At 71.6% G+C, this 21,764-nt stretch carries 18 protein-coding genes; 1 reads left to right on the top strand and 17 read right to left on the bottom strand.

The window, feature by feature from the left end:
* Positions 1–31: 31 nt before the first annotated feature.
* The 4 genes from ACZ4YL_RS13865 to fmt form a co-directional block, all read right to left on the bottom strand.
* Positions 32–1,045 carry a sugar-binding transcriptional regulator gene (locus ACZ4YL_RS13865; protein ID WP_030729529.1) on the bottom strand — a complete coding sequence of 338 codons (1,014 nt, stop codon included), beginning with the start codon at positions 1,043–1,045 and terminating at the stop codon, positions 32–34.
* A 124-nt stretch (positions 1,046–1,169) separates the two neighbouring features.
* Positions 1,170–1,856 (bottom strand): ribulose-phosphate 3-epimerase, encoded by a 687-nt coding sequence (gene rpe / locus ACZ4YL_RS13870; protein WP_030729526.1) that lies wholly within the window; start codon positions 1,854–1,856, stop codon positions 1,170–1,172.
* 240 nt (positions 1,857–2,096) lie between these two features.
* Positions 2,097–3,572 carry an RsmB/NOP family class I SAM-dependent RNA methyltransferase gene (locus ACZ4YL_RS13875; protein WP_468116457.1) on the bottom strand — a complete coding sequence of 492 codons (1,476 nt, stop codon included), beginning with the start codon at positions 3,570–3,572 and terminating at the stop codon, positions 2,097–2,099.
* Positions 3,573–3,706: 134 nt separating this feature from the next.
* Positions 3,707–4,651: a methionyl-tRNA formyltransferase gene (gene fmt, locus ACZ4YL_RS13880; protein ID WP_468116459.1), complete on the bottom strand. Its 945-nt coding sequence runs from the start codon at positions 4,649–4,651 to the stop codon at positions 3,707–3,709.
* Positions 4,652–4,900: 249 nt separating this feature from the next.
* Here fmt and ACZ4YL_RS13885 point away from each other — a divergent pair, with 249 nt between their 5' ends.
* Positions 4,901–5,452: a hypothetical protein gene (locus tag ACZ4YL_RS13885; protein WP_468116461.1), complete on the top strand. Its 552-nt coding sequence runs from the start codon at positions 4,901–4,903 to the stop codon at positions 5,450–5,452.
* A 156-nt stretch (positions 5,453–5,608) separates the two neighbouring features.
* Here ACZ4YL_RS13885 and ACZ4YL_RS13890 read toward each other — a convergent pair whose 3' ends face one another.
* The 13 genes from ACZ4YL_RS13890 to ACZ4YL_RS13950 form a co-directional block, all read right to left on the bottom strand.
* Positions 5,609–7,729: a primosomal protein N' gene (locus ACZ4YL_RS13890; protein ID WP_468116462.1), complete on the bottom strand. Its 2,121-nt coding sequence runs from the start codon at positions 7,727–7,729 to the stop codon at positions 5,609–5,611.
* A gap of 239 nt (positions 7,730–7,968) precedes the next feature.
* Positions 7,969–9,177 carry a methionine adenosyltransferase gene (gene metK / locus ACZ4YL_RS13895; protein ID WP_030841517.1) on the bottom strand — a complete coding sequence of 403 codons (1,209 nt, stop codon included), beginning with the start codon at positions 9,175–9,177 and terminating at the stop codon, positions 7,969–7,971.
* Positions 9,178–9,389: 212 nt separating this feature from the next.
* Complete coding sequence (gene coaBC, locus ACZ4YL_RS13900) at positions 9,390–10,589, bottom strand: bifunctional phosphopantothenoylcysteine decarboxylase/phosphopantothenate--cysteine ligase CoaBC (protein ID WP_468116777.1); 1,200 nt, start codon at positions 10,587–10,589, stop codon at positions 9,390–9,392.
* Positions 10,590–10,710: 121 nt separating this feature from the next.
* Positions 10,711–10,983 (bottom strand): DNA-directed RNA polymerase subunit omega, encoded by a 273-nt coding sequence (rpoZ, locus tag ACZ4YL_RS13905; protein ID WP_004948662.1) that lies wholly within the window; start codon positions 10,981–10,983, stop codon positions 10,711–10,713.
* A 73-nt stretch (positions 10,984–11,056) separates the two neighbouring features.
* Entirely contained in the window at positions 11,057–11,620 is a 564-nt protein-coding gene (gene gmk, locus ACZ4YL_RS13910; protein ID WP_030008745.1) for a guanylate kinase, read from the bottom strand.
* 61 nt (positions 11,621–11,681) lie between these two features.
* Positions 11,682–12,005 (bottom strand): integration host factor, encoded by a 324-nt coding sequence (locus ACZ4YL_RS13915; RefSeq protein ID WP_030008746.1) that lies wholly within the window; start codon positions 12,003–12,005, stop codon positions 11,682–11,684.
* A 303-nt stretch (positions 12,006–12,308) separates the two neighbouring features.
* A complete protein-coding gene (gene pyrF, locus ACZ4YL_RS13920) occupies positions 12,309–13,148 on the bottom strand; it encodes an orotidine-5'-phosphate decarboxylase (protein WP_468116464.1) in 840 nt (279 codons plus the stop codon).
* Positions 13,145–14,254 (bottom strand): quinone-dependent dihydroorotate dehydrogenase, encoded by a 1,110-nt coding sequence (locus tag ACZ4YL_RS13925; protein WP_468116466.1) that lies wholly within the window; start codon positions 14,252–14,254, stop codon positions 13,145–13,147. The genes pyrF and ACZ4YL_RS13925 overlap by 4 nt, the downstream gene beginning before the upstream one ends.
* Positions 14,255–14,343: 89 nt before the next feature.
* Positions 14,344–17,652 (bottom strand): carbamoyl-phosphate synthase large subunit, encoded by a 3,309-nt coding sequence (carB, locus tag ACZ4YL_RS13930; RefSeq protein ID WP_468116468.1) that lies wholly within the window; start codon positions 17,650–17,652, stop codon positions 14,344–14,346.
* Complete coding sequence (carA, locus tag ACZ4YL_RS13935; RefSeq protein ID WP_468116470.1) at positions 17,645–18,808, bottom strand: glutamine-hydrolyzing carbamoyl-phosphate synthase small subunit; 1,164 nt, start codon at positions 18,806–18,808, stop codon at positions 17,645–17,647. The genes carB and carA overlap by 8 nt, the downstream gene beginning before the upstream one ends.
* Positions 18,805–19,386 carry a PH-like domain-containing protein gene (locus ACZ4YL_RS13940; protein WP_030008751.1) on the bottom strand — a complete coding sequence of 194 codons (582 nt, stop codon included), beginning with the start codon at positions 19,384–19,386 and terminating at the stop codon, positions 18,805–18,807. The genes carA and ACZ4YL_RS13940 overlap by 4 nt, the downstream gene beginning before the upstream one ends.
* Positions 19,383–20,669: a dihydroorotase gene (locus ACZ4YL_RS13945; protein ID WP_468116471.1), complete on the bottom strand. Its 1,287-nt coding sequence runs from the start codon at positions 20,667–20,669 to the stop codon at positions 19,383–19,385. Before ACZ4YL_RS13945 ends, ACZ4YL_RS13940 begins: the two co-directional genes overlap by 4 nt.
* A 2-nt stretch (positions 20,670–20,671) precedes the next feature.
* The gene (locus ACZ4YL_RS13950) at positions 20,672–21,715 is read right to left on the bottom strand and encodes an aspartate carbamoyltransferase catalytic subunit (protein ID WP_468116473.1); all 1,044 of its coding nucleotides are present in this window, start codon (positions 21,713–21,715) and stop codon (positions 20,672–20,674) included.
* Between the last annotated feature and the right edge of the window lie 49 nt (positions 21,716–21,764).

Consider the following 21,764-nt stretch of genomic DNA (forward strand, 5'->3'; position numbering starts at 1 on the left):
GCCACGGCCCGTCACGCCCGGTCAGACCGCATCAGTCGTCCGGGTCGGCCCGGTCCAACGCCGGCCGCAGTCCTGGGGCCGACTCGGTGAGGAGGTAGTCGGCGACCGCCGTGTCGGTGACGAGACTGGTCACCAGACCCGACCTCAGCACGGCCCCGATCGCGGAGGCCTTGCGCAGCCCGCCCGCGATCGCCACGACCTCGGGAATCCGCCGCAGCCGGTCCGCCTCCACGGTGATGCACCGCTCGCCGAGGTCCCGGCCCACACGACGCCCCTCGGAGTCGAACAGATGCGCGGACATCTCCGCCGCCACACCCAGCGAGGCGTAGTGCTCCCGCTCCTCGTCGGTCAGCATGTCGTGCACCGTCGAGATGCCCGGCTCCCACGAGCCGATCGACACGGCCGCGACCGTCACCTTGTCGAAGTACTCGAAGGCACGCGCGATCCCCGTCTGGCTGCGCAGCGCGGCCGCGGTCGCCGGATCGGGCAGCAGCATCGGCGCGTAGATCGGGTGCGCGTCACCGCCCGAGACCTGGGCGGCCCGGCGTACGGCTTCGACCGAACCGCGCTCGGCGGTCCCCGCGTCGTACACGCCGGTCAGCTGCACCACGGTGCACTGCGGCAGCCGGTGCAGGGAGGCGGCCATGTGAATGGTCGACCGCCCCCACGCCAGGCCCAGTACGTCGCCTTCGTTGACGAGCTCGCCCAGCAGATCGGCGGCGACCGCGCCCAGGTTCTCCGGGTCGGGCGCATCCTCGGTGGCGTCGGCGGGCGACTCCACGACGACGGCGTGCCGGAGCCCGTACCGGGCCCTGAGCGCGTCCGACCGCTCGGCATCGAGCTCGGCCGGTACCCGGATCTCGATCCGTACGAGGTCACGTTCGAGGGCGGTCTCCAGGACCCGGGCCACCTTGAAGCGGCTCACGCCGAACTCCTCGGCGATCTGGATCTTGGACTTGCCCTCCAGGTAGAAGCGGCGCGCCATGGCCGCCGCCTGCACCAGCTCCGCGGGTCCCATCCGCAGGGCTGACCGTCCCGCCGACATTGCAGACACCGCGTTCTCCTCACTGCTGTTCACACTCTCGACTCGCCGTTCATCCTGTCAGATCCGACGGCCGTTGATCAGCCTGGACAGCTCCCGTTCACCGAGCTGTTCATCAACCCTTGGTTCAGTGGTCGCAAGCCCACGGCGCGGCTGCGATCGCCGCACCCGCCTGCTCACGCAGCGTGCGCACGGCGGTGGCGGGATCGACCGCTCCGTAGACCGCACTGCCCGCCACGAAGACGTCCGCGCCGGCCTCGGCACAGCGTTCGATGGTCGAGGCGGAGACCCCGCCGTCGACCTGGAGCCACAGCTCCAGACCGTGCTTGGAGATCAGCTCCCGGGTACGGCGGATCTTCGGGAGCATGATGTCGAGAAAGGGCTGGCCGCCGAAGCCGGGCTCGACCGTCATGATCAGCAGCATGTCGAGCTCGGGAAGGATGTCCTCGTACTGTTCGATCGGCGTCGCGGGCTTGAGCGCCATCGAGGCGCGCGCCCCCTTGGCCCGGATCTCCCGCGCGAGCCGCACGGGCGCGGCGGCGGCCTCGGCGTGGAAGGTGACCGAACCCGCGCCGGCCTCCACGTACTGGGGGGCCCAGCGGTCCGGGTTCTCGATCATCAGGTGAAGGTCCAGCGGGATGTCCGTGGCCCTGCTCAGGGATTCCACGATCGGCATACCGAGGGTCAGGTTCGGGACGAAGTGGTTGTCCATGACATCGACATGCAGCCAGTCGGCCCCCTCGACGGCCTTCGCCTCCTCGGCAAGTCGGGCGAAGTCGGCGGACAGGATGCTGGGATAAATCTGAGCGGCCATGCCCCAAGCCTGCCATGCCCCCACCGGGTTCCGGCCACGACCCCGCAAGTCGCCCCACGCGGGACGGGACGGGACCACCGGGCACGGTACAGCCGGGACCGGGTGGTGCGAGAGCGGCCCCGGGGGGCGGGATCCGGCCGGGCGGAGGCTTCGAGATGCGGGAGCCGGCCGGGCGGCGTCGGGGAGGTGAGGCGGGGGCGCCGGAAGCCGGGGCCTGTCACTGAGCGGTACCCGGCTCGGCTACGCCGTCCGCCTCAGCAGCGCCAGGTACATCGCGTCCGTGCCGTGCAGGTGGGGCCAGAGCTGGACGTCGGGGCCGTCGCCCAGGGCCGGGACGCCCGACATGAAGGGCCGTGCGTCGATCAGTTCCGCGGACACCGGGGACTGGCCCGCGCCGCGGCCCTTCAGGACGTCGTCCACGACGACCCGGGTCTCCGCCAGGTGCGGCGAGCACGTCGCGTAGCCGACGATGCCGCCCACCCGCACCGCCGACAGCGCCTCGCGCAGCAGCCCGCGCTGGAGCGGCGCAAGGCTCTCCAGGTCCTCCGGGCGGCGGCGCCAGCGGGCCTCCGGGCGGCGGCGCAGCGCGCCCAGGCCCGAGCAGGGGACGTCCATCAGGACGCGGTCGAAGGAGCCCGGCAGCCAGGCCGGGCGGGTGCCGTCGGCCGCGATGACCTGGTACGGGCCCGGGTTGCCCGCGAGCGAGCGCTCCACGAGCCGGGCCCGGTGCGGCTGCTTCTCCGAGGCCAGCAGGAACGCCCCGCGCTGTGCCGCGAGCGCCGCGAGCAGCGCCGCCTTGCCGCCCGGGCCCGCACAGCCGTCGAGCCACCGCTCGTCGCGGCCCTCGACCGGTGCGGCCGCCAGGGCCATGGCCACCAGCTGGCTGCCCTCGTCCTGCACACCCGCGCGGCCGTCGCGGACCGCCTCCAGCGCGCCCGGTTCGCCGCCCTCGGCCATCCGGACGGCGTACGGCGACCAGCGGCCCGGCAGTGCCGAGTCCTCGCCGACGGCCTCCAGGAGTTCCGCCGGCGTGGACCGGCCCGGGCGGGCCACCAGGGTCACCTCGGGCCGTTCGTTGTCGGCCTCCAGCAGGTCCTCGATGCCCGCGCGCCCGCCGCCCAGCGAGTCCCACAGGGCGCTGACGACCCACCTGGGGTGCGAGTGGTACACCGCGAGGTGTTCTTCGGCGTCGTCCTCGTAGGGCGGGGCGACGCGCTCCAGCCAGCCGTCGAGGTCGTGCGCGGCGATCTTCCGCAGGACGGCGTTCACGAACTTGGCGCGTCCGTCCCCGAGCACCACCCGGGCCAGTTCCACGCTCGCCGAGACCGCCGCGTGCGTGGGGATGCGGGTGCCGAGCAGCTGGTGGGCGCCGAGCGAGAGCACGTCCAGCACCGGCGGGTCGACCTCGCGCAGCGGGCGGTCGATGCACGCCTTGATGACGGCGTCGTAGGTGCCCTGGCGGCGCAGTGTCCCGTAGACCAGCTCGGTGGCCAGTGCCGCGTCGCGCGCCTGGAAGGTCTCGTCCTGGCGGGCCTTCCTGAGCAGCGGCGGCAGCACGAGGTTGGCGTAGGCGTCGCGCTCGGCCACCGCCCGGAGCACCTCGAAGGCCAGCATCCGGACGGGGTCCTTCTGGGGCCGGCGGTAGGGCTTGGCCTGCTTGCCGCCCGCGCCTGCGGGGGCAGGCTTGCGACGGGGCTGACGGGGCTGTTCGCTCACGTGAAAGGTGCTCCGGGGTTACGAGTGCTACGAGTGCTACAGGTGGTGCGAGTGGTGCCAGTCCTGCGGGTCCTGCGGGCGGGTCCTGCGCGTGGTGCTTGGGGACGTCCGCGCTCGGGCGCCGTCCCCACCGATCAGCCTACGTCGGCTCCGCCGAGCCGCTCGCCGGGTGCGATCCGCACCCCGCGCGCCCAGTCGGCGGCCCGCATCGGCTTCTTGCCCTGCGGCTGCACCCACAGCAGCTCCACGGCGTGCGAGCCGGTGCCGGCGTACACGTTGTTCTTGGCGGGGGCCAGCTCGCCCGGTTCCAGGTCCGTGCGGTCGGGCACCAGGCCCAGCGAGATCAGCTTGAGGCGTTCGCCGCGGAAGACGGTCCACGCACCCGGGGCGGGCGTGCAGCCGCGCACCACGCGGTCGGCGCGCATCGCGGGGGCGGTCCAGTCGATACGGGCGTCCTCCACGGTGATCTTGGGCGCGTGGGAGATCCCGTCGTGGGGCTGTTCGACGGCGCGCAGGGTGCCGTCCTCGATGCCGTCCATGGTGGCGGCGAGCAGTCCGGACCCGGCGAAGGCGAGCCGGGTGAGCAGGTCGCCGCTGGTGTCGGTGGGCCGGATCTCCTCGGTGAGGATGCCGTAGACCGGGCCGGTGTCCAGGCCTTCCTCGATGCGGAAGGTGGAGGCGCCGGTGACCTGGTCCCCCGCGATGATCGACTGCTGGACGGGGGCGGCTCCGCGCCATGCGGGCAGCAGCGAGAAGTGCAGGTTGACCCAGCCGTGCCGGGGGATGTCGAGGGCGCTCTTGGGGATCAGTGCGCCGTAGGCGACGACCGGGCAGCAGTCCGGGTCGATCTCGCGCAGCCGGGTCTGGAAGTCGGGGTCGCGGGGCCGGACGGGCTTGAGCACCTCGATGCCCGCTTCCTCGGCGCGTTCGGCGACCGGGCTGGCGACGAGGCGGCGGCCGCGGCCGGCCGGTGCGTCGGGCCGGGTGATGACGGCGGCGACCTCGTGCCGCCCGGAGGCGATCAGGGCGTCCAGGGCGGGTACGGCGACCTCGGGGGTGCCTGCGAAGACGAGCTTCACTGGGGGACTACCTCGCTATCTCGGCTGTCAGCAGCGCACCAGTCTATGGGGCGCGGGTCGGGCCGCCCACCTGTGGTGTTGAGGGGGCGTACGCACACGCGCGCGCCTCTCGCATATGCCGACACGCCCCCACAGCGTGACCTGGGCGACGGGTGGCGCGTTGTCAAGAGAGATTGACCGAAACGGGCCGCGCGTGAACGGTGTCTGCGGCCCGATCCGCCCTTCAGCACCGGTTCGAGAGGCTTCTTCATGGCCGACCACGCCACCCACGACGCCCAAGCCCGGGCCAGCCTGCACCTCCTGGTACGGGACATCGAGCGGGTTCGCCGGCAGGTGGATGCCCTGCGTACGCTCACCGCCCAGCTCGGCAACGTGTACCGCCCGCGCCGATCGGGTCCCTCCACCGGCTTCGTCGTCTACGGCCGGGCGCCCGCGCCGACCGTCCGCCTCGCGCAGGAGCTTCGGGACAGCGTCGAGACGCTGGTCACCGCTGCGGTGGACTTCGACCGCTCGCTCGGTTTCTCGTGGGACGCGGTCGGTTCGGCGCTCGGTGTCACCAAGCAGGCCGTGCACCGCCGCTACGGGGCCCGGCGGGCGCAGTCCGCCGAGTCCACGGAGCCGCCGGCCGAGGGGACGACCACCCGGACCCTGGGGCCGCTGCCGACCGTCCCGGCGGCCCGCTCGATGCCGCCGCAGCCGGTGCGCGAGGAGGCCCAGGCGGCCGCCGCCGGGGGTGTTCCCGGGCGGGGGCTCGCAGAGGCGCCCCGCTCCCCCGCCTTCCCCGGTCCGCGCAACGGCTGAGGGGCGTCCTGCCGCCGGGACGCCGACACCCGACGGCCGGCCGCGCCGGCTCGCCGCGCCTGAGTCCACCCCCGGTGGGACGACCGTACGGGTCGTCCCACCGGGGGTTTCGACGTTCGGCGACGGCCTTGTGCGCACCGCGTCGGCGCGGCCGCGTCAGCCGATGTCGGGTGGGTCGATCCGGACCCGGACGGCCTCCGCCGCCGGAACCCCCTTCGCCAGCCGGGCCACCTGCGCCGACTTCAGGGCGGCCGCCAGGGCGGCTCCGCTGCCCGGCGGCACCCGGACCAGCGCCCGCTCCCCGGGGGACGGCTCGCCGCGCCGCCCGGGGAGCGGCACCGGCCCCAGGATCTCGGCGTCGGGCGGCAGTCCGGCTCCGGCCAGGAAGGCCTCCACGGCCTCGCCCCGGCCGGCCACCGCCGCCATCCGGGACACCGGGGGGAAGCCGAGCTGGGACCGCTCCGCGAGCTCCCGTACGGCATGGCCCACGGGGTCCCACCGGACGAGCGCCTGGACGGGCCGCAGCGTCGGCTCGGCGACCACCACGACCTGGCCGTCGCCGCGGACCAGGGAGGCGGCCGCGATCCACCGCCGCAGCGCGTCCTCGCCGGCCCGCAGGTCGGGCCGGGTCAGCATGGCCCAGCCGTCGAGCAGCAGCGCGGCCGCGTACCCGGCGCCCGCCGCCACCGGTTCGGCGCCCGGGGTGCACACCACCAGGGCGGGCCGGTCCGGCACCTCGTCGAGGACGTGGTCGCGTCCGGAGGTCCGTACGGCCACGGCGGGGAAGGCGCGTCCCAGTTCCTCGGCGGTGCGCCGTGCGCCGACCACCTGGGCCCGCAGCCGGAACGATCCGCATTCCTCGCAGTGCCAGGACGGCTCGCCCCGCCCGCACCACCCGCACCTCAGGTCCCGCTCGTCGGGGGCCTCCAGCGGTCCCGCGCAGACCGTGCAGCGGGCGGGGGTGCGGCACCGCTCGCACGCCAGCCGGGGCACGTAGCCCCGCCGCGGTACCTGTACGAGTACGGGCCCGGTCTTCAGCCCTTCCCGTACGGTCTCCCAGGCCAGGCTCGGCAGGCGCGCGGCCCGGGCGGCCTCGTCGCGGGCGAGCAGCTCGTCCCCGACGGTCCGGATCCGGGGCGCGCAGGCACGTACGGTCTCGCGGTCGGCGATCAGGGGCCTGGCCCAGCCGGACTCGACCAGCTGGGCGGCCTCCACGGTGCAGCTCGTGCTGCCCGCGAGGAAGCCGCAGCCGTCGCCCACGGCGCGCAGCTCCAGTACCTCCCGGACGTGCGGGAAGGGGGCGTTGTCGTCGCTGTGGCTGGAGTCGCCGTCGTCCCAGACGGCGACCAGCCCGAGGTCCCGTACGGGTGCGAACATCGCGGCCCGGGTGCCGATGACGGCCCGTACGGAGCCCCGGTGGACCGCCAGCCATTGGCGGTAGCGCTTCTCGGGCCCCGACTCGGCGGTCAGCAGCGCGTGCCGGCCCTCGCCGAGCAGCGCGGTCAGGGCGGCGTCGACGCGGGCGGCGGTCCGCCCGTCGGGGAGGACCGCGAGAGCCCCGCGTCCGGAGGCCAGGGTGGCGGCCATGGCGCGGGCGAGTTCGTCGGCCCAGCCGGGGCCGGGCAGGGCGGTCCACACGGCGCGCGGGGCGGCGCCGGTGGCTAGGGCCCGCAGGAAGCCGGGCCCGGCGCCGTACCGCTCCCAGCCCGCGGGCTCGGGGGCGGGGGGCGGCGGCAGGGGTTCCGGGGAGGGCTTGGCCTCGGCCTTGGCGTTGCGCGGGGGCAGGGCGAGCTGGAGCACGTCGGCGAGGCTGCCCGCGTAGCGGTCGGCGACGGCCCGGGCGAGGGCGAGCATGCGGGGGCTGAGGACCACCTCGGGCGAGACCACGTGGGCGAGGGCGGCCAGTGCGCCGTCGTAGTCGGACTCGGCGCGGCGCTCGACGATGAAGCCGTCGATGAGACCGCCGCCCTCGCGGCGGCCGCCGCGCACATGGTGGGAGCCGGCGCCGAACCGGACGCGGACGCGGACGCCGGGCTGGGCGGCCTCGGAGAGCTCCTCGGGGACGGCGTAGTCCCAGAGCTGGTCGAGGTGGAGCACGCCCTTGTTCACGAGGATCCGGGCGACGGGCAGCTCGGCTGCGAGGGCGGCCCCGCGCCAGGTGCGCGGCTTCGCCTTGGGCGCCTTGGCCTTCGCCTCGGCGACCATGTCCCGGATCAGCGCGAGCTGCTCCGGCGGGCCACCCGCCTCGGTTTCGCTCTCGCCGTTGTCCCTGCTCACAGCAGCATTCTTACCAAACGCCACCGACAGTGGGCGCCCTCCCGAGATCAGGGCGGGCGGCGGCGGGTGGAACCGTCCTTCAACGCCGGGCTCGCGCCCGGCTCCAGATGAAGCCGTCACCCCGCGCACCGGGAGGGCAGGAGCAGCATAGGCACCGGGGCGACGGCCGATCAACGCAATACGGCCCCGGACCTGTGGGGGTCCGGGGCCGTACGTGTCCGCAGTGCGGCGGGGCGTGCTTACAGGCCGGCGGCCGTGCGCAGCGCGTCCACGCGGTCGGTGCGCTCCCAGGTGAAGTCCGGCAGCTCACGGCCGAAGTGGCCGTAGGCGGCGGTCTGGGCGTAGATCGGGCGCAGCAGGTCCAGGTCGCGGATGATCGCGGCCGGGCGCAGGTCGAAGACCTCGCCGATCGCGTCCTCGATCTTCTGGACCTCCACCTTGGCGGTGCCGAAGGTCTCGACGAAGAGACCGACGGGCTCGGCCTTGCCGATGGCGTACGCGACCTGCACCTCGCAGCGCGAGGCGAGACCGGCGGCGACCACGTTCTTGGCGACCCAGCGCATGGCGTAGGCGGCGGAGCGGTCGACCTTCGACGGGTCCTTGCCGGAGAAGGCGCCGCCGCCGTGGCGGGCCATGCCGCCGTAGGTGTCGATGATGATCTTGCGGCCGGTGAGGCCGGCGTCGCCCATCGGGCCGCCGATCTCGAAGCGGCCGGTCGGGTTCACCAGGAGGCGGTAGCCCTCGGTGTCGAGCTTGATGCCGTCCTCGACGAGCTGGGCCAGGACGTGCTCGACGACGAACTCGCGGATGTCGGGAGCGAGCAGCGAGTCGAGGTCGATGTCCGAGGCGTGCTGCGAGGAGACCACGACGGTGTCCAGGCGCACGGCCTTGTCACCGTCGTACTCGATGGTGACCTGGGTCTTGCCGTCGGGGCGCAGGTACGGGATGGTCCCGTTCTTGCGGACCTCGGAGAGCCGGCGGGACAGCCGGTGCGCGATGTGGATCGGCAGCGGCATGAGCTCGGGGGTCTCGTCGCAGGCGTAGCCGAACATCAGGCCCTGGTCGCCGGCGCCCTGCTTGTCGAGCTCGTCCTCGTCGCCCTCGACGCGCTTCTCGTAGGCGGTGTCGACGCCCTGCGCGATGTCCGGGGACTGGGCGCCGATGGACACCGAAACGCCGCAGGAGGCGCCGTCGAAGCCCTTCTTCGACGAGTCGTAGCCGATTTCGAGGATCTTGTCCCGGACGAGCTGCGCGATCGGCGCGTAGGCCTTCGTCGTCACCTCTCCCGCGATGTGCACGAGACCCGTGGTGATGAGGGTTTCCACGGCGACGCGCGAGGTCGGGTCCTCGGTGAGGAGCGCGTCGAGGATCGTGTCGCTGATCTGGTCAGCGATCTTGTCGGGGTGGCCCTCGGTGACGGACTCCGAGGTGAACAGACGACGGGACACAACGCTCCCTGGGGTTGCAGCGGCTGCTGGCTGATCATTTGGCGGAACCACATCGGGGGCTGCGCCCGATCACGTTCCGGATGCAGTTTATCGGTCGCCACCGTTTCCTGGGCCACCCGTCTCGCCTTATGGGAGCCGTGTGACCTGCGGCACTCCCATTCTTACCCACGGAAGTGACCTGGAGAAGGGGAAACGGCCCAGGCGCGTCGCGACTAGAGCCGGGCCGCCACCTGGTCCCAAATCACCTCGGCCAGAGCCTCCTTCGGACCATGGGGCACCTGCGCCTCAGAGCCATCGGAGGCCAGGATGACCGCTTCATTCTCCTCGGAACCAAAGGTTCGGGCCTCTCCGACCTCGTTCACGACGAGAAGATCACAGCCCTTCCGGGCGAGCTTGGCGCGGCCGTTCGCGAGGACGTCGTCGGTCTCGGCGGCGAATCCGACGACCACCTGACCGGCCCTGGCACGATCGGCCGAGATCTCCGCGAGAACGTCCGGATTCCTTACGAGCGCCACCGGCGCCGGGTCCTGCCCGTCCTTCTTCTTGATCTTTCCGCCCGCGTATTCGGCGGGCCGGAAGTCGGCCACGGCCGCTGCCATCACCACGGCGTCGGCGTCCGCGGCGGCCTTGAGCACGGCCTCCCGCAGCTGCACGGCCGTCCCCACGCGTACGACGTCCACCCCGGCCGGGTCTGCCAGCGCGGTGTTGGCCGACACCAGGGTGACCCGGGCGCCGCGGGCGACGGCGGTACGGGCGAGGGCGTAGCCCTGCTTGCCGGAGGAGCGGTTGCCGAGGAAGCGGACCGGGTCCAGCGGCTCCCGCGTGCCGCCCGCGCTGATCACCACGTGCCGCCCGGCGAGGTCGGGCTCGGCCACCCCGCGGGCCAACACCCGTCGGCAGACCTCGTAGATCTCCTCGGGGTCGGGCAGCCGGCCCTTGCCGGTGTCCTTGCCGGTCAGCCGGCCGACGGCGGGCTCGATGACGAGGGCGCCGCGCCTGCGCAGCGTGGCCACGTTCTCCTGGGTGGCGGGGTGCTCCCACATCTCGGTGTGCATGGCCGGGGCGAAGACCACCGGGCAGCGGGCGGTGAGCAGGGTGTTCGTGAGCAGGTCGTCGGCGAGCCCGTGGGCGGCCTTGGCCAGCAGGTCGGCCGTGGCGGGGGCGACGACGACGAGGTCGGCGGACTGTCCGATGCGCACGTGGGGCACCTCGTGAACGGATTCCCAGACCTCGGTGGAGGCCGGGTTCCCGGAGAGGGCGGACCAGGTGGCCTCCCCCACGAAGTTCAGGGAGGCCGCGGTGGGCACCACCCGCACGTCGTGGCCGGACTCGGTCAGCCGGCGCAGCAGCTCGCACGCCTTGTAGGCGGCGATCCCGCCGCTGACTCCCAGTACGACCTTCGGCTTGTCCACCACGTACTTCCCTTCGACGGCTGCGACGCGTTCGGCTCTGATCGTCGTCGTACCCACCCATGACACACCACAGGCCCGGCAGATGTTCTGCCGGGCCTGTGGTGAAAGGACTTCTGGTGCCTTACTGGGCCGGGGCCTCGATGGCCTCGGAGGTCAGCAGACCAGCGTTGATCTCGCGCAGCGCGATCGAAAGCGGCTTCTCGTGGACGTGGGTGTCCACCAGCGGGCCGACGTACTCGAGCAGGCCCTCACCGAGCTGCGAGTAGTACGCGTTGATCTGACGCGCACGCTTGGCCGCGTAGATCACGAGGCTGTACTTCGAGTCCGTGGCCTCGAGCAGCTCGTCGATCGGCGGGTTGATGATGCCCTCGGGCGCAGTGATGGAAGAGGACACGCTCTACCTTCCGAAGATGGGTGAAAGATGGGGCCGCCCTGGAATCGATCGAATGAAAAACATCGATCAACGATCAGACAACTGCCATCAAGGCTAGCAGCTCACGGGCCACGTCCTCGACGGAGGTGTTGACCAGGGTGGTGTCGAACTCGGATTCGGCAGCGAGTTCGATCTTGGCGGCCGCGAGCCGGCGCTCGATGACCTCCGCCGATTCGGTGCCCCGGCCGGTCAGCCGGCGGACCAGTTCGTCCCAGCTCGGCGGGGCCAGGAAGACCAGCTGGGCGTCGGGCTTGGACTCGCGGACGAGCCGTGCGCCCTGGAGATCGATCTCCAGCAGTACCGGCTCGCCGTTGTCCAGGCGTTCCAGCACCGCGCCGCGGGGGGTGCCGTAGCGGTTGCCCGCGAACTCGGCCCACTCCAGCAGCTCGCCGTTGGCGATCAGCTTGTCGAACTCGTCGTCATTGACGAAGAAGTAGTGGACTCCGTGTCGCTCACCGGGCCGCGGCTTGCGGGTGGTGGCCGACACCGAGAGCCATACCTCGGGGTGAACCTTGCGCATATGCGCGACGACCGTGCTCTTGCCGACCCCTGAGGGGCCGGAGAGCACGGTCAGCCGCGGACGAACCTCTGCTGCCATAGAGCGATTATCCAGGTTCTCAGGACTGCCTGAGAACGCCGGGAGAACTTCAGGCGACGCCTCAGGCGCCGGTGCTGCCGAACTCGCGCTCCAGAGAGGCGATCTGGTTGGAACCGAGACCTCGGACACGCCGGGACTCGGAGATGCCGAGACGCTCCATGATCTGCTTGGCGCGCACCTTGCCCACGCCAGGCAGAGACTCCAGCAGGGCGGAGACCTTCATCTTGCCGATGACGTCGTTCTCCTGGCCCGTCTTGATGACCTCTTGGAGCGAGGCACCGGAGTGCTTGAGTCGATTCTTGACCTCGGCCCGCTCCCGGCGAGCCGCGGCGGCCTTTTCGAGCGCGGCTGCGCGCTGTTCAGGGGTAAGGGGCGGAAGAGCCACGCCTACGTCACCTCGGATGTCGAACTGTCGGATACGGACCGGTGGGCAGCCCGAAGGCACCACACCTGGCGAGCTCCCGAACAGCGATCGAAACGCGTTCGCTGCACGTTCACTCTGGTCGGAGACTAGCGGCCAACAACGCTCCAGTCAGCGAGAACGGACGAAAAGTCCTGGTCAGCCTCCACCGAACCGTACATCACGGACAAAATACCCCGGTTTTGTCCGATGAAGAGCGTTCGAGTTTCGCCAAGAAATGCGAGAGGCCCTGCCGCGGAGGTGCGGCAGGGCGTCCCGGGTGACCGATTACGCGGTGACGGCCTCGTGGATCTCGTCGGCGAAGCGCCGCGCCGCGTCGCGCAGGGCGCGCACGTCCGGACCGTGCTTCAGGACCCCCCGCGAGACGTTCGGGACCACGTTGCGCACGGCCTTGCCGAAGACGCCCGGCAGGTCCGCCGCCGTCGCGCCCTGCGCGCCGATGCCGGGGGCCAGCAGCGGCCCGTTGATGTCCAGGTCGAAGGAGGACAGATCGCCCAGCGTGGCACCGACCACCGCGCCGAAGGAGCCCATGGGGGTGGCGTCCGCGTTCTCCGCCGCCAGGTGCGCCAGCATCGTCGCGCCGATCGTCCGGCCGTCCTCGCGGACCGCCCGCTGGACCTCGGCACCCTCCGGGTTCGAGGTCAGCGCCAGGACGAACAGGCCCGCGCCCGACTCCCGGGCCAGGTCGACGGCCGGCTTCAGCGAGCCGTAGCCCAGGTAGGGGGAGACCGTCAGCGCGTCCGAGAACAGCGGCGAGGCCGGGTCCAGGAAGGCCGAGGCGTACGCCGCCATGGTCGAGCCGATGTCCCCGCGCTTCGCGTCCATGACGACCAGCGTGCCGGCCGCCCGGGCGTCCGCGACGGCCCGCTCCAGGACGGCCACGCCCTTCGAGCCGAACCGCTCGAAGAAGGCCGCCTGGGGCTTGAAGACCGCCACCGACTCGGCGAGCGCCTCGACGACCGTACGGGAGAACCGCTCCAGGCCCGCGATGTCGTCCTGCAGGCCCCACTGCGCCAGCAGGGCGGCGTGCGGGTCGATGCCGACGCACAGCGGGCCCCGGGAGTCCATCGCCGCGCGCAGGCGGGTGCCGAACGGGGTCACAGTCACTTGGTGGCCTTTCGGGTCTCGGCGCCCACCGCTTCGGCGAGCGTCGCGTACGGGCTGTTGGCCAGGCGCGCGGCAAGGCCCTTGTGGATGGCGCGGGCGTAGAACGGGCCCTCGTAGATGAAGGCGCTGTAGCCCTGGATCAGCGTGGCGCCGGCCAGGATCCGCTGCCAGGCGTCCTCGGCGTTCTCGATGCCGCCGACCCCCACCAGGACCAGGCGGTCCCCCACGCGGGCGTACAGGCGGCGCAGGACCTCCAGCGAGCGCTCCTTGACCGGGGCGCCGGAGAGCCCGCCGGTCTCCTTCACCAGGGACGGGGAGGACTTCAGGCCCAGCCCCTCCCGGGCGATGGTGGTGTTCGTCGCGATGATGCCGTCCAGGCCCAGCTCCAGGGCCAGGTCGGCGACCGCGTCGACGTCCTCGTCCGCCAGGTCGGGGGCGATCTTGACCAGCAGCGGCACCCGGCGGTCGGTCACCGTGCGGTCGGCGGCCTCCCGTACGGCCGTCAGCAGCGGGCGCAGCGACTCGGTGGCCTGGAGGTTGCGCAGGCCCGGGGTGTTCGGGGAGGAGACGTTCACCACGAGGTAGTCGGCGTGCCGGGCGAGGCGCTCGGTCGAGGCGACGTAGTCCCCCACGGCCTCCTCCTCGGGCACGACCTTGGTCTTGCCGATGTTGACGCCCACGACGGTCCTGAAGACCGCCTCACGGGCCGCCAGGCGGGCCGCCACGGCCGCCGAGCCCTCGTTGTTGAAGCCCATGCGGTTGATCAGCGCGCGGTCCGGCACGAGGCGGAAGAGCCGCTTCTTCGGGTTGCCGGGCTGCCCCTCGGCCGTGACCGTGCCGATCTCGATGTGGTCGAAGCCGAGCATCGACATGCCGTCGATGGCGACGGCGTTCTTGTCGAAGCCGGCGGCGAGGCCGAAGGGGCCGTGCATGCGCAGGCCGAGGGCCTCGGTGCGGAGCTCCTCGTAACGCGGGGCCAGGGCGGCCGCGACGAAGGTGCGCAGCACGGGGGTGCGGGCGGCGAGGCGGATCCAGCGGAAGGCCAGGTAGTGGGCCTGCTCCGGGTCCATCCGCTTGAAGACCAGGTTGAAGAAGGTTTTGTACATTGTCGGAAAATCCCTCTGCGCTCGTGAAGAGGGGGACACCCGTCGTGAAACCGGTGTCCCCCTCCCCGTGTCCGGGCTTACGGCCTGCGTCAGTCGCGGGCTGCGGTCAGGTGCTCCGCGTGCTCCTGGAGGGAGCGGACGCCCACGTCGCCGCGGTTGAGCGCGTCGATGCCCTGGACGGCGGCGGCGAGCGCCTGGACCGTGGTCAGGCAGGGGACGCTGCGGGCCACGGCCGCCGTACGGATCTCGTAGCCGTCGAGGCGGCCGCCGGTGCCGTACGGGGTGTTGACGATCAGGTCGACCTGGCCGTCGTGGATCAGCTGGACGATGGTCTTCTCGCCGTTCGGGCCCTCGCCCTCGCTGAGCTTGCGCACCACGGTGGCGTTGATGCCGTTGCGGCGCAGCACCTCGGCGGTGCCGGAGGTGGCCATCAGCTCGAAGCCGTGGGCGACGAGCTCGCGCGCCGGGAAGATCATCGAGCGCTTGTCGCGGTTGGCGACGGAGATGAACGCGCGGCCCTTGGTGGGCAGCGGGCCGTACGCACCGGCCTGCGACTTGGCGTAGGCGGTGCCGAAGACGGCGTCGATGCCCATGACCTCGCCGGTGGAGCGCATCTCCGGGCCGAGGACGGTGTCCACGCCGCGGCCGTGGATGTCGCGGAAGCGCGACCACGGCATGACGGCCTCCTTGACGGAGATCGGCGCGTCGATCGGCAGGGTGCCGCCGTCGCCGGTCTTCGGCAGCAGGCCCTCGGCACGCAGCTCGGCGATGGTGGTGCCGAGCGAGATGCGGGCGGCGGCCTTCGCGAGCGGGACGGCGGTGGCCTTCGAGGTGAAGGGGACGGTCCGGGAGGCGCGCGGGTTGGCCTCCAGGACGTAGAGGATGTCGCCCGCCATCGCGAACTGGATGTTGATCAGGCCGCGGACGCCGACGCCCTTGGCGATGGCCTCGGTGGAGGCGCGCAGGCGCTTGATGTCGTAGCCGCCGAGGGTGATCGGGGGCAGGGCGCAGGCCGAGTCGCCGGAGTGGATGCCGGCTTCCTCGATGTGCTCCATGACGCCGCCGAGGTAGAGCTCGTGGCCGTCGTAGAGGGCGTCGACGTCGATCTCGATCGCGTCGTCGAGGAAGCGGTCGACCAGCACGGGGCGGGTCGGGGAGATCTCGGTGGACTCGGCGATGTACGACTCAAGGCGGGCCTCGTCGTAGACGATCTCCATGCCGCGGCCGCCGAGCACGTAGGACGGGCGGACCAGGACCGGGTAGCCGATCTCGTCGGCGATCGCCTTCGCACCCGTGAAGGTGGTGGCGGTGCCGTGCTTGGGGGCCGGCAGGCCGGCGTCGGCGAGGACCTGGCCGAAGGCTCCGCGGTCCTCGGCGGCGTGGATGGCCTCCGGGGAGGTGCCGACGACGGGGACGCCGTTGTCCTTGAGGGCCTGGGCGAGACCGAGGGGGGTCTGGCCGCCGAGCTGGACGATGACGCCGGCGATGGGGCCGGCCAGCGACTCGGCGTGGACGATCTCCAGCACGTCCTCGAGCGTCAGCGGCTCGAAGTACAGGCGGTCGGAGGTGTCGTAGTCGGTGGAGACGGTCTCCGGGTTGCAGTTGACCATCACGGTCTCGTAGCCGGCGTCGCTGAGGGCGAAGGAGGCGTGGACGCAGGAGTAGTCGAACTCGATGCCCTGGCCGATGCGGTTCGGGCCGGAGCCCAGGATGATCACCGCGGGCTTGGTGCGGGGCGCGACCTCGGACTCCTCGTCGTACGAGGAGTAGAAGTACGGGGTCTTCGCGGCGAACTCGGCGGCGCAGGTGTCGACCGTCTTGTAGACCGGGCGGACCCCGAGGGCGTGCCGGACCTCACGGACGACGTCCTCGCGCAGGCCGCGGATCTCGGCGATCTGGGCGTCGGAGAAGCCGTGGCGCTTGGCTTCGGCGAGCAGCTCGGGGCCGAGCTTCTCGGCGGCGGTCAGCTCGTCCGCGATCTCCTTGATGAGGAAGAGCTGGTCGACGAACCAGGGGTCGATCTTCGTGAACTCGAAGACCTCTTCCTGGGTGGCGCCGGCGCGGATGGCCTGCATGACGGTGTTGATGCGGCCGTCGGTCGGGCGGACCGCGGTGCGCAGCAGCTCGTCCTTGTCGCCGGTGGGGCCGACGAAGGTGAACTGCGAGCCCTTCTTCTCCAGGGAGCGCAGGGCCTTCTGGAGGGCCTCGGTGAAGTTGCGGCCGATGGCCATGGCCTCGCCGACCGACTTCATGGTGGTGGTGAGGGTGGCGTCGGCCAGCGGGAACTTCTCGAAGGCGAAGCGCGGGGCCTTGACGACGACGTAGTCGAGGGACGGCTCGAAGGAGGCCGGGGTCTTCTCGGTGATGTCGTTGGGGACCTCGTCGAGCGTGTAGCCGATGGCCAGCTTGGCGGCGATCTTGGCGATCGGGAAGCCGGTGGCCTTCGACGCGAGCGCCGAGGAGCGGGAGACGCGCGGGTTCATCTCGATGACGATGACGCGGCCGTCGACCGGGTCGATCGCGAACTGGATGTTGCAGCCGCCGGTGTCGACGCCGACCTCGCGGATGATCGCGATGCCGATGTCGCGCAGCCGCTGGTACTCGCGGTCGGTCAGGGTCATCGCCGGGGCGACGGTGATCGAGTCACCGGTGTGGACGCCCATCGGGTCGAAGTTCTCGATGGAGCAGACGACGACCACGTTGTCCTTGGTGTCGCGCATCAGCTCCAGCTCGTACTCCTTCCAGCCGAGGATGGACTCCTCCAGGAGCACCTCGGTGGTCGGGGAGAGCGTGAGGCCCTGGCCGGCGATGCGGCGCAGCTCGTCCTCGTCGTGGGCGAAGCCGGAGCCGGCGCCGCCCATGGTGAAGGAGGGGCGGACGACGACGGGGTAGCCGCCGAGGGTGTCGACGCCCTTGATGACGTCGTCCATCGAGTGGCAGATGACCGAGCGGGCGGACTCGCCGTATCCGATCTTGGCCTTGACGGCTTCGACGACGCCCTTGAAGAGGTCGCGGTCCTCGCCCTTGTTGATGGCCTCGACGTTGGCGCCGATGAGCTCGACGCCGTACTTCTCCAGCACACCCTGCTCGTGCATGGAGATCGCGGTGTTGAGCGCGGTCTGGCCGCCGAGGGTCGGGAGGAGCGCGTCGGGGCGCTCCTTGGCGATGATCTTCTCGACGAACTCGGGGGTGATCGGCTCGACGTACGTGGCGTCGGCGATCTCCGGGTCGGTCATGATCGTCGCGGGGTTGGAGTTCACCAGGATGACCCGCAGGCCCTCGGCCTTGAGGATGCGGCAGGCCTGGGTGCCGGAGTAGTCGAACTCGGCGGCCTGTCCGATGACGATCGGGCCGGAGCCGATGACCAGGACGGACTGGATATCGGTGCGCTTAGGCACGCTCGGCCTCCATCAGGGCGGTTTCCATCAAAGACGTGAAGCGGTCGAAGAGGTACGCGGCGTCGTGCGGGCCGGCGGCCGCCTCGGGGTGGTACTGGACGCTGAAGGCCGGCTGGTCGAGCAGCTGGAGGCCTTCGACGACGTTGTCGTTCAGGCAGACGTGGGAGACCTCGGCGCGGCCGTAGGCGGTCTCGGTGACCTGGTCGAGGGGCGCGTCGACGGCGAAGCCGTGGTTGTGCGCGGTGATCTCGACCTTGCCGGTGGTGCGGTCCTGCACCGGCTGGTTGATGCCGCGGTGGCCGTACTTCAGCTTGTAGGTGCCGAAGCCGAGCGCGCGGCCCAGGATCTGGTTGCCGAAGCAGATGCCGAAGAGCGGGGTCTTGCGCTCCAGCACGCCCTGCATGACGGCGACGGGGCCGTCGGCGGTGGCCGGGTCGCCCGGGCCGTTGGAGAAGAACACGCCGTCCGGCCGGACCGCGTAGACGTCCTCGACGGTGGCGGTGGCGGGCAGCACGTGCACCTCGATGCCGCGCTCGGCCATCCGGTGCGGGGTCATGCCCTTGATGCCGAGGTCGACGGCGGCGACGGTGAAGCGCTTCTCGCCGATCGCGGGGACGACGTACGTCTCCTTGGTGGCGACCTCGGCGGAGAGGTTCGCGCCCTTCATCTGCGGCTGCGCCTGGACCTTGGCCAGCAGGGCCTCGTCGCGGATGCCGACCCAGGCCTCGCCCGAGAAGATGCCGACGCGCATGGCGCCGCGCTCGCGCAGGTGGCGGGTCAGGGCTCGGGTGTCGATGCCGGAGATGCCGACGACGCCCTGCTTGACCAGCTCCTCGTCCAGCGAGCGCCGGGAGCGCCAGTTGGAGGGGACGCGGGCGGGGTCGCGTACGACGTAGCCGGCGACCCAGATGCGGGAGGACTCGGGGTCCTCGTCGTTGACGCCGGTGTTGCCCACGTGCGGGGCGGTCATCACGACGACCTGCCGGTGGTACGACGGGTCGGTGAGGGTCTCCTGGTAGCCGGTCATGCCGGTGGAGAACACGGCCTCGCCGAAGGTCTCCCCCACAGCGCCGTAGGCGCGGCCGCGGAAGATCCGACCGTCCTCCAGGACGAGTACGGCGGGAGCTTTGGCTGCTCCCCTGGTGGAGGTCGTCATCGTTCGGCGCCTTCCGTCGTGATGGATGAGTTCATGAGATTGATGGCTTCGACCCAGGCGGCGTGTTCGGCCGCGCGGTCGGAGCGGAATCCGGAGTCGATCAGCTTGTCGCCGTGCGCCCAGGTGACGACGAGGAGACCGCCCTCGGTGAGTACCTTGCCCGCGATTCCCTTGTCGAGGCGGGCGCCGCGCAGTTGCGCGGCCGGTACGAAGAAGTCGTTGGCCCCCGGTCGGACCACATCGAGGCCCGCGTCGGTGAGCGTGAGCTCGACCCGGCTGCGCAGGCCCAGACCGTGGGCGACGATCCGGTCGAGCCACTGCCCGGCGGTGGTGGACCCGTGGTACCGGCCGGTCAGGGCCAGCCGGTGCTCGGGGAGACCGTCGGGTGCGGCGGGCAGCTCCGGCAGATCGTTCTGCAGGGCGCCGCGCCATTTCCAGCCCTGCCGCATCAGCCAGTAGACGAACGCGACGAAGACGGCCAGGCCGATCACCCACGCCATGCGGGCACCGAAGCTGGTCACCTCCGCCGACTGTCGTTCGGCGGCCTCGGCGGCCAGTTGGATTACTGCAGGTGTCACGCCAGTTTCCCGTCCACGACCGTTGCCCGGCCCCGCAGGAAGGTATGAGTGACGCGCCCCGGCAGCTCACGGCCCTCGTAAGGCGTGTTGCGGCTGCGGGAGGCGAAGTGTGCGGGGTCCACGACACCACGGTACGAGGTATCGACCAAGGTCAGGTTCGCGGGTTCACCTGCCGAGACGGGACGGCCGTGGTTCTCCAGGCTGCCGATGCGCGCCGGAGCGAAGCTCATCCGCTCGGCGACGCCCGCCCAGTCAAGCAGTCCGGTCTCGACCATCGTCTGCTGGACGACGGAGAGCGCGGTCTCCAGGCCGACCATGCCCATGGCGGCGGCGGCCCACTCGCAGTCCTTGTCCTCGTGCGGGTGCGGGGCGTGGTCGGTGGCGACGATGTCGATCGTGCCGTCGGCGAGCGCCTCGCGCAGGGCCAGCACGTCGCGCTCGGTGCGCAGCGGCGGGTTGACCTTGTAGACCGCGTTGTACGAGCGCACGAGCTCCTCGGTGAGGAGGAGGTGGTGCGGGGTGACCTCGGCGGTGACGTCGATGCCGCGGGACTTGGCCCAGCGGACGATCTCGACGGATCCGGCGGTGGAGAGGTGGCAGATGTGGACGCGGGAGCCGACGTGCTCGGCGAGCAGGACGTCGCGGGCGATGATCGACTCCTCGGCGACGGCCGGCCAGCCGCCGAGACCGAGTTCCGCGGAGACGATGCCCTCGTTCATCTGGGCGCCCTCGGTGAGGCGGGGCTCCTGGGCGTGCTGGGCGACGACTCCGCCGAAAGCCTTCACGTACTCCAGCGCGCGGCGCATGATCACGGCGTCGTCCACGCACTTGCCGTCGTCGGAGAAGACGGTGACGCGGGCGGCGGACTCGTGCATGGCGCCCAGCTCGGAGAGCTGCTTGCCCTCCAGTCCGACGGTGACGGCGCCGATGGGCTGCACGTCGCAGTAGCCGGACTCCTTGCCCAGGCGCCAGACCTGCTCGACGACGCCGGCGGTGTCGGCGACCGGGAAGGTGTTCGCCATGGCGAACACGGCGGTGTAGCCGCCGGAGGCGGCGGCGCGGGTGCCGGTGAGGACGGTCTCGGAGTCCTCACGGCCGGGCTCGCGCAGGTGGGTGTGCAGGTCGACGAGGCCGGGGAGGAGGATCTGGCCCTCGGCCTCGATGACGGTCGCGCCCTCGGCGGACAGGTTCTGGCCGACCTCGGCGATGGTCTCGCCGTCGATCAGGACGTCCTGCGCCTCGCCGCCGAGTACCTTCGCACCACGGATAAGGATCTTGCTCATGGTTACTTGCTCTCCTCGGCATCAGAGGGACGGCGCGAAGCGCCTCCGTCAAGGGTGGTGGTGGGCGACGGGCGGGAGGCTGCGGGGGTGGTGGTGACGGCGGGCTCGGAACCTCCGAGCAGCAGGTACAGGACGGCCATCCGGGTGGAGACGCCGTTGGCGACCTGCTCGACGGCCGTGCAGCGGTCGGAGTCGGCGACCTGGGCGGTGATCTCCATGCCGCGGTTCATCGGGCCGGGGTGCATCACGATGGCGTGCTCGGGCATCTTCGCCATGCGGTCGCCGTCGAGGCCGTACCGGCGGGAGTACTCGCGCTCGGTCGGGAAGAAGGCGGCGTTCATGCGTTCGCGCTGCACACGCAGCATCATCACCGCATCGGACTTCGGCAGCACCTCGTCGAGGTTGTACGAGACCTCGCAGGGCCAGGTCTCGACGCCGATCGGGACGAGCGTGGGCGGGGCCACCAGGGTGACCTCGGCGCCGAGGGTGTGCAGCAGGTGGACGTTGGAGCGGGCCACGCGGCTGTGCAGGATGTCGCCGACGATGGTGATCCGGCGGCCGTTCAGGTCCTTGCCGAGGCCGGCGTCGCGGCCGACCAGGCGGCGGCGCATGGTGAAGGCGTCCAGCAGGGCCTGGGTGGGGTGCTCGTGGGTGCCGTCGCCGGCGTTGACGACGGCGGAGTCGATCCAGCCGGAGGTCGCGAGCCGGTAGGGGGCGCCGGAGGCGTGGTGGCGGATGACGACCGCGTCGGCGCCCATGGCCTCCAGGGTCAGGGCGGTGTCCTTCAGGGATTCGCCCTTGGAAACGGAGGAACCCTTCGCGGAGAAGTTGATGACGTCGGCCGAAAGCCGCTTGGCGGCCGCTTCGAAGGAGATCCGGGTGCGGGTCGAGTCCTCGAAGAAGAGGTTGACGACGGTGAGGCCGCGCAGGGTGGGCAGCTTCTTGATCGGCCGGTCCGCGACACGGGCCATCTCCTCGGCGGTGTCGAGGATCAGGACGGCGTCGTCGCGCGTGAGGTCGGCGGCCGAGATGAGGTGGCGCTTCATCTGGATGGCTCCGTAGGTCGGGAGGGCAGGCGGACTGACTGCAGGGGTG

The organism is Streptomyces sp. NPDC030021 (genome assembly GCF_055574035.1).

What these genes read in the sequence shown, in the direction of transcription:
- ACZ4YL_RS13865 (WP_030729529.1), bottom strand. Translation starts at nt 1,045, where the DNA reads ATGTCGGCGGGACGGTCAGCCCTGCGGATGGGACCCGCGGAGCTGGTG.
- rpe (WP_030729526.1), bottom strand. Translation starts at nt 1,856, where the DNA reads ATGGCCGCTCAGATTTATCCCAGCATCCTGTCCGCCGACTTCGCCCGA.
- ACZ4YL_RS13885 (WP_468116461.1), top strand. Translation starts at nt 4,901, where the DNA reads ATGGCCGACCACGCCACCCACGACGCCCAAGCCCGGGCCAGCCTGCAC.
- gmk (WP_030008745.1), bottom strand. Translation starts at nt 11,620, where the DNA reads ATGGCAGCAGAGGTTCGTCCGCGGCTGACCGTGCTCTCCGGCCCCTCA.
- ACZ4YL_RS13925 (WP_468116466.1), bottom strand. Translation starts at nt 14,254, where the DNA reads ATGTACAAAACCTTCTTCAACCTGGTCTTCAAGCGGATGGACCCGGAG.
- carA (WP_468116470.1), bottom strand. Translation starts at nt 18,808, where the DNA reads ATGACGACCTCCACCAGGGGAGCAGCCAAAGCTCCCGCCGTACTCGTC.
- ACZ4YL_RS13945 (WP_468116471.1), bottom strand. Translation starts at nt 20,669, where the DNA reads ATGAGCAAGATCCTTATCCGTGGTGCGAAGGTACTCGGCGGCGAGGCG.
- ACZ4YL_RS13950 (WP_468116473.1), bottom strand. Translation starts at nt 21,715, where the DNA reads ATGAAGCGCCACCTCATCTCGGCCGCCGACCTCACGCGCGACGACGCC.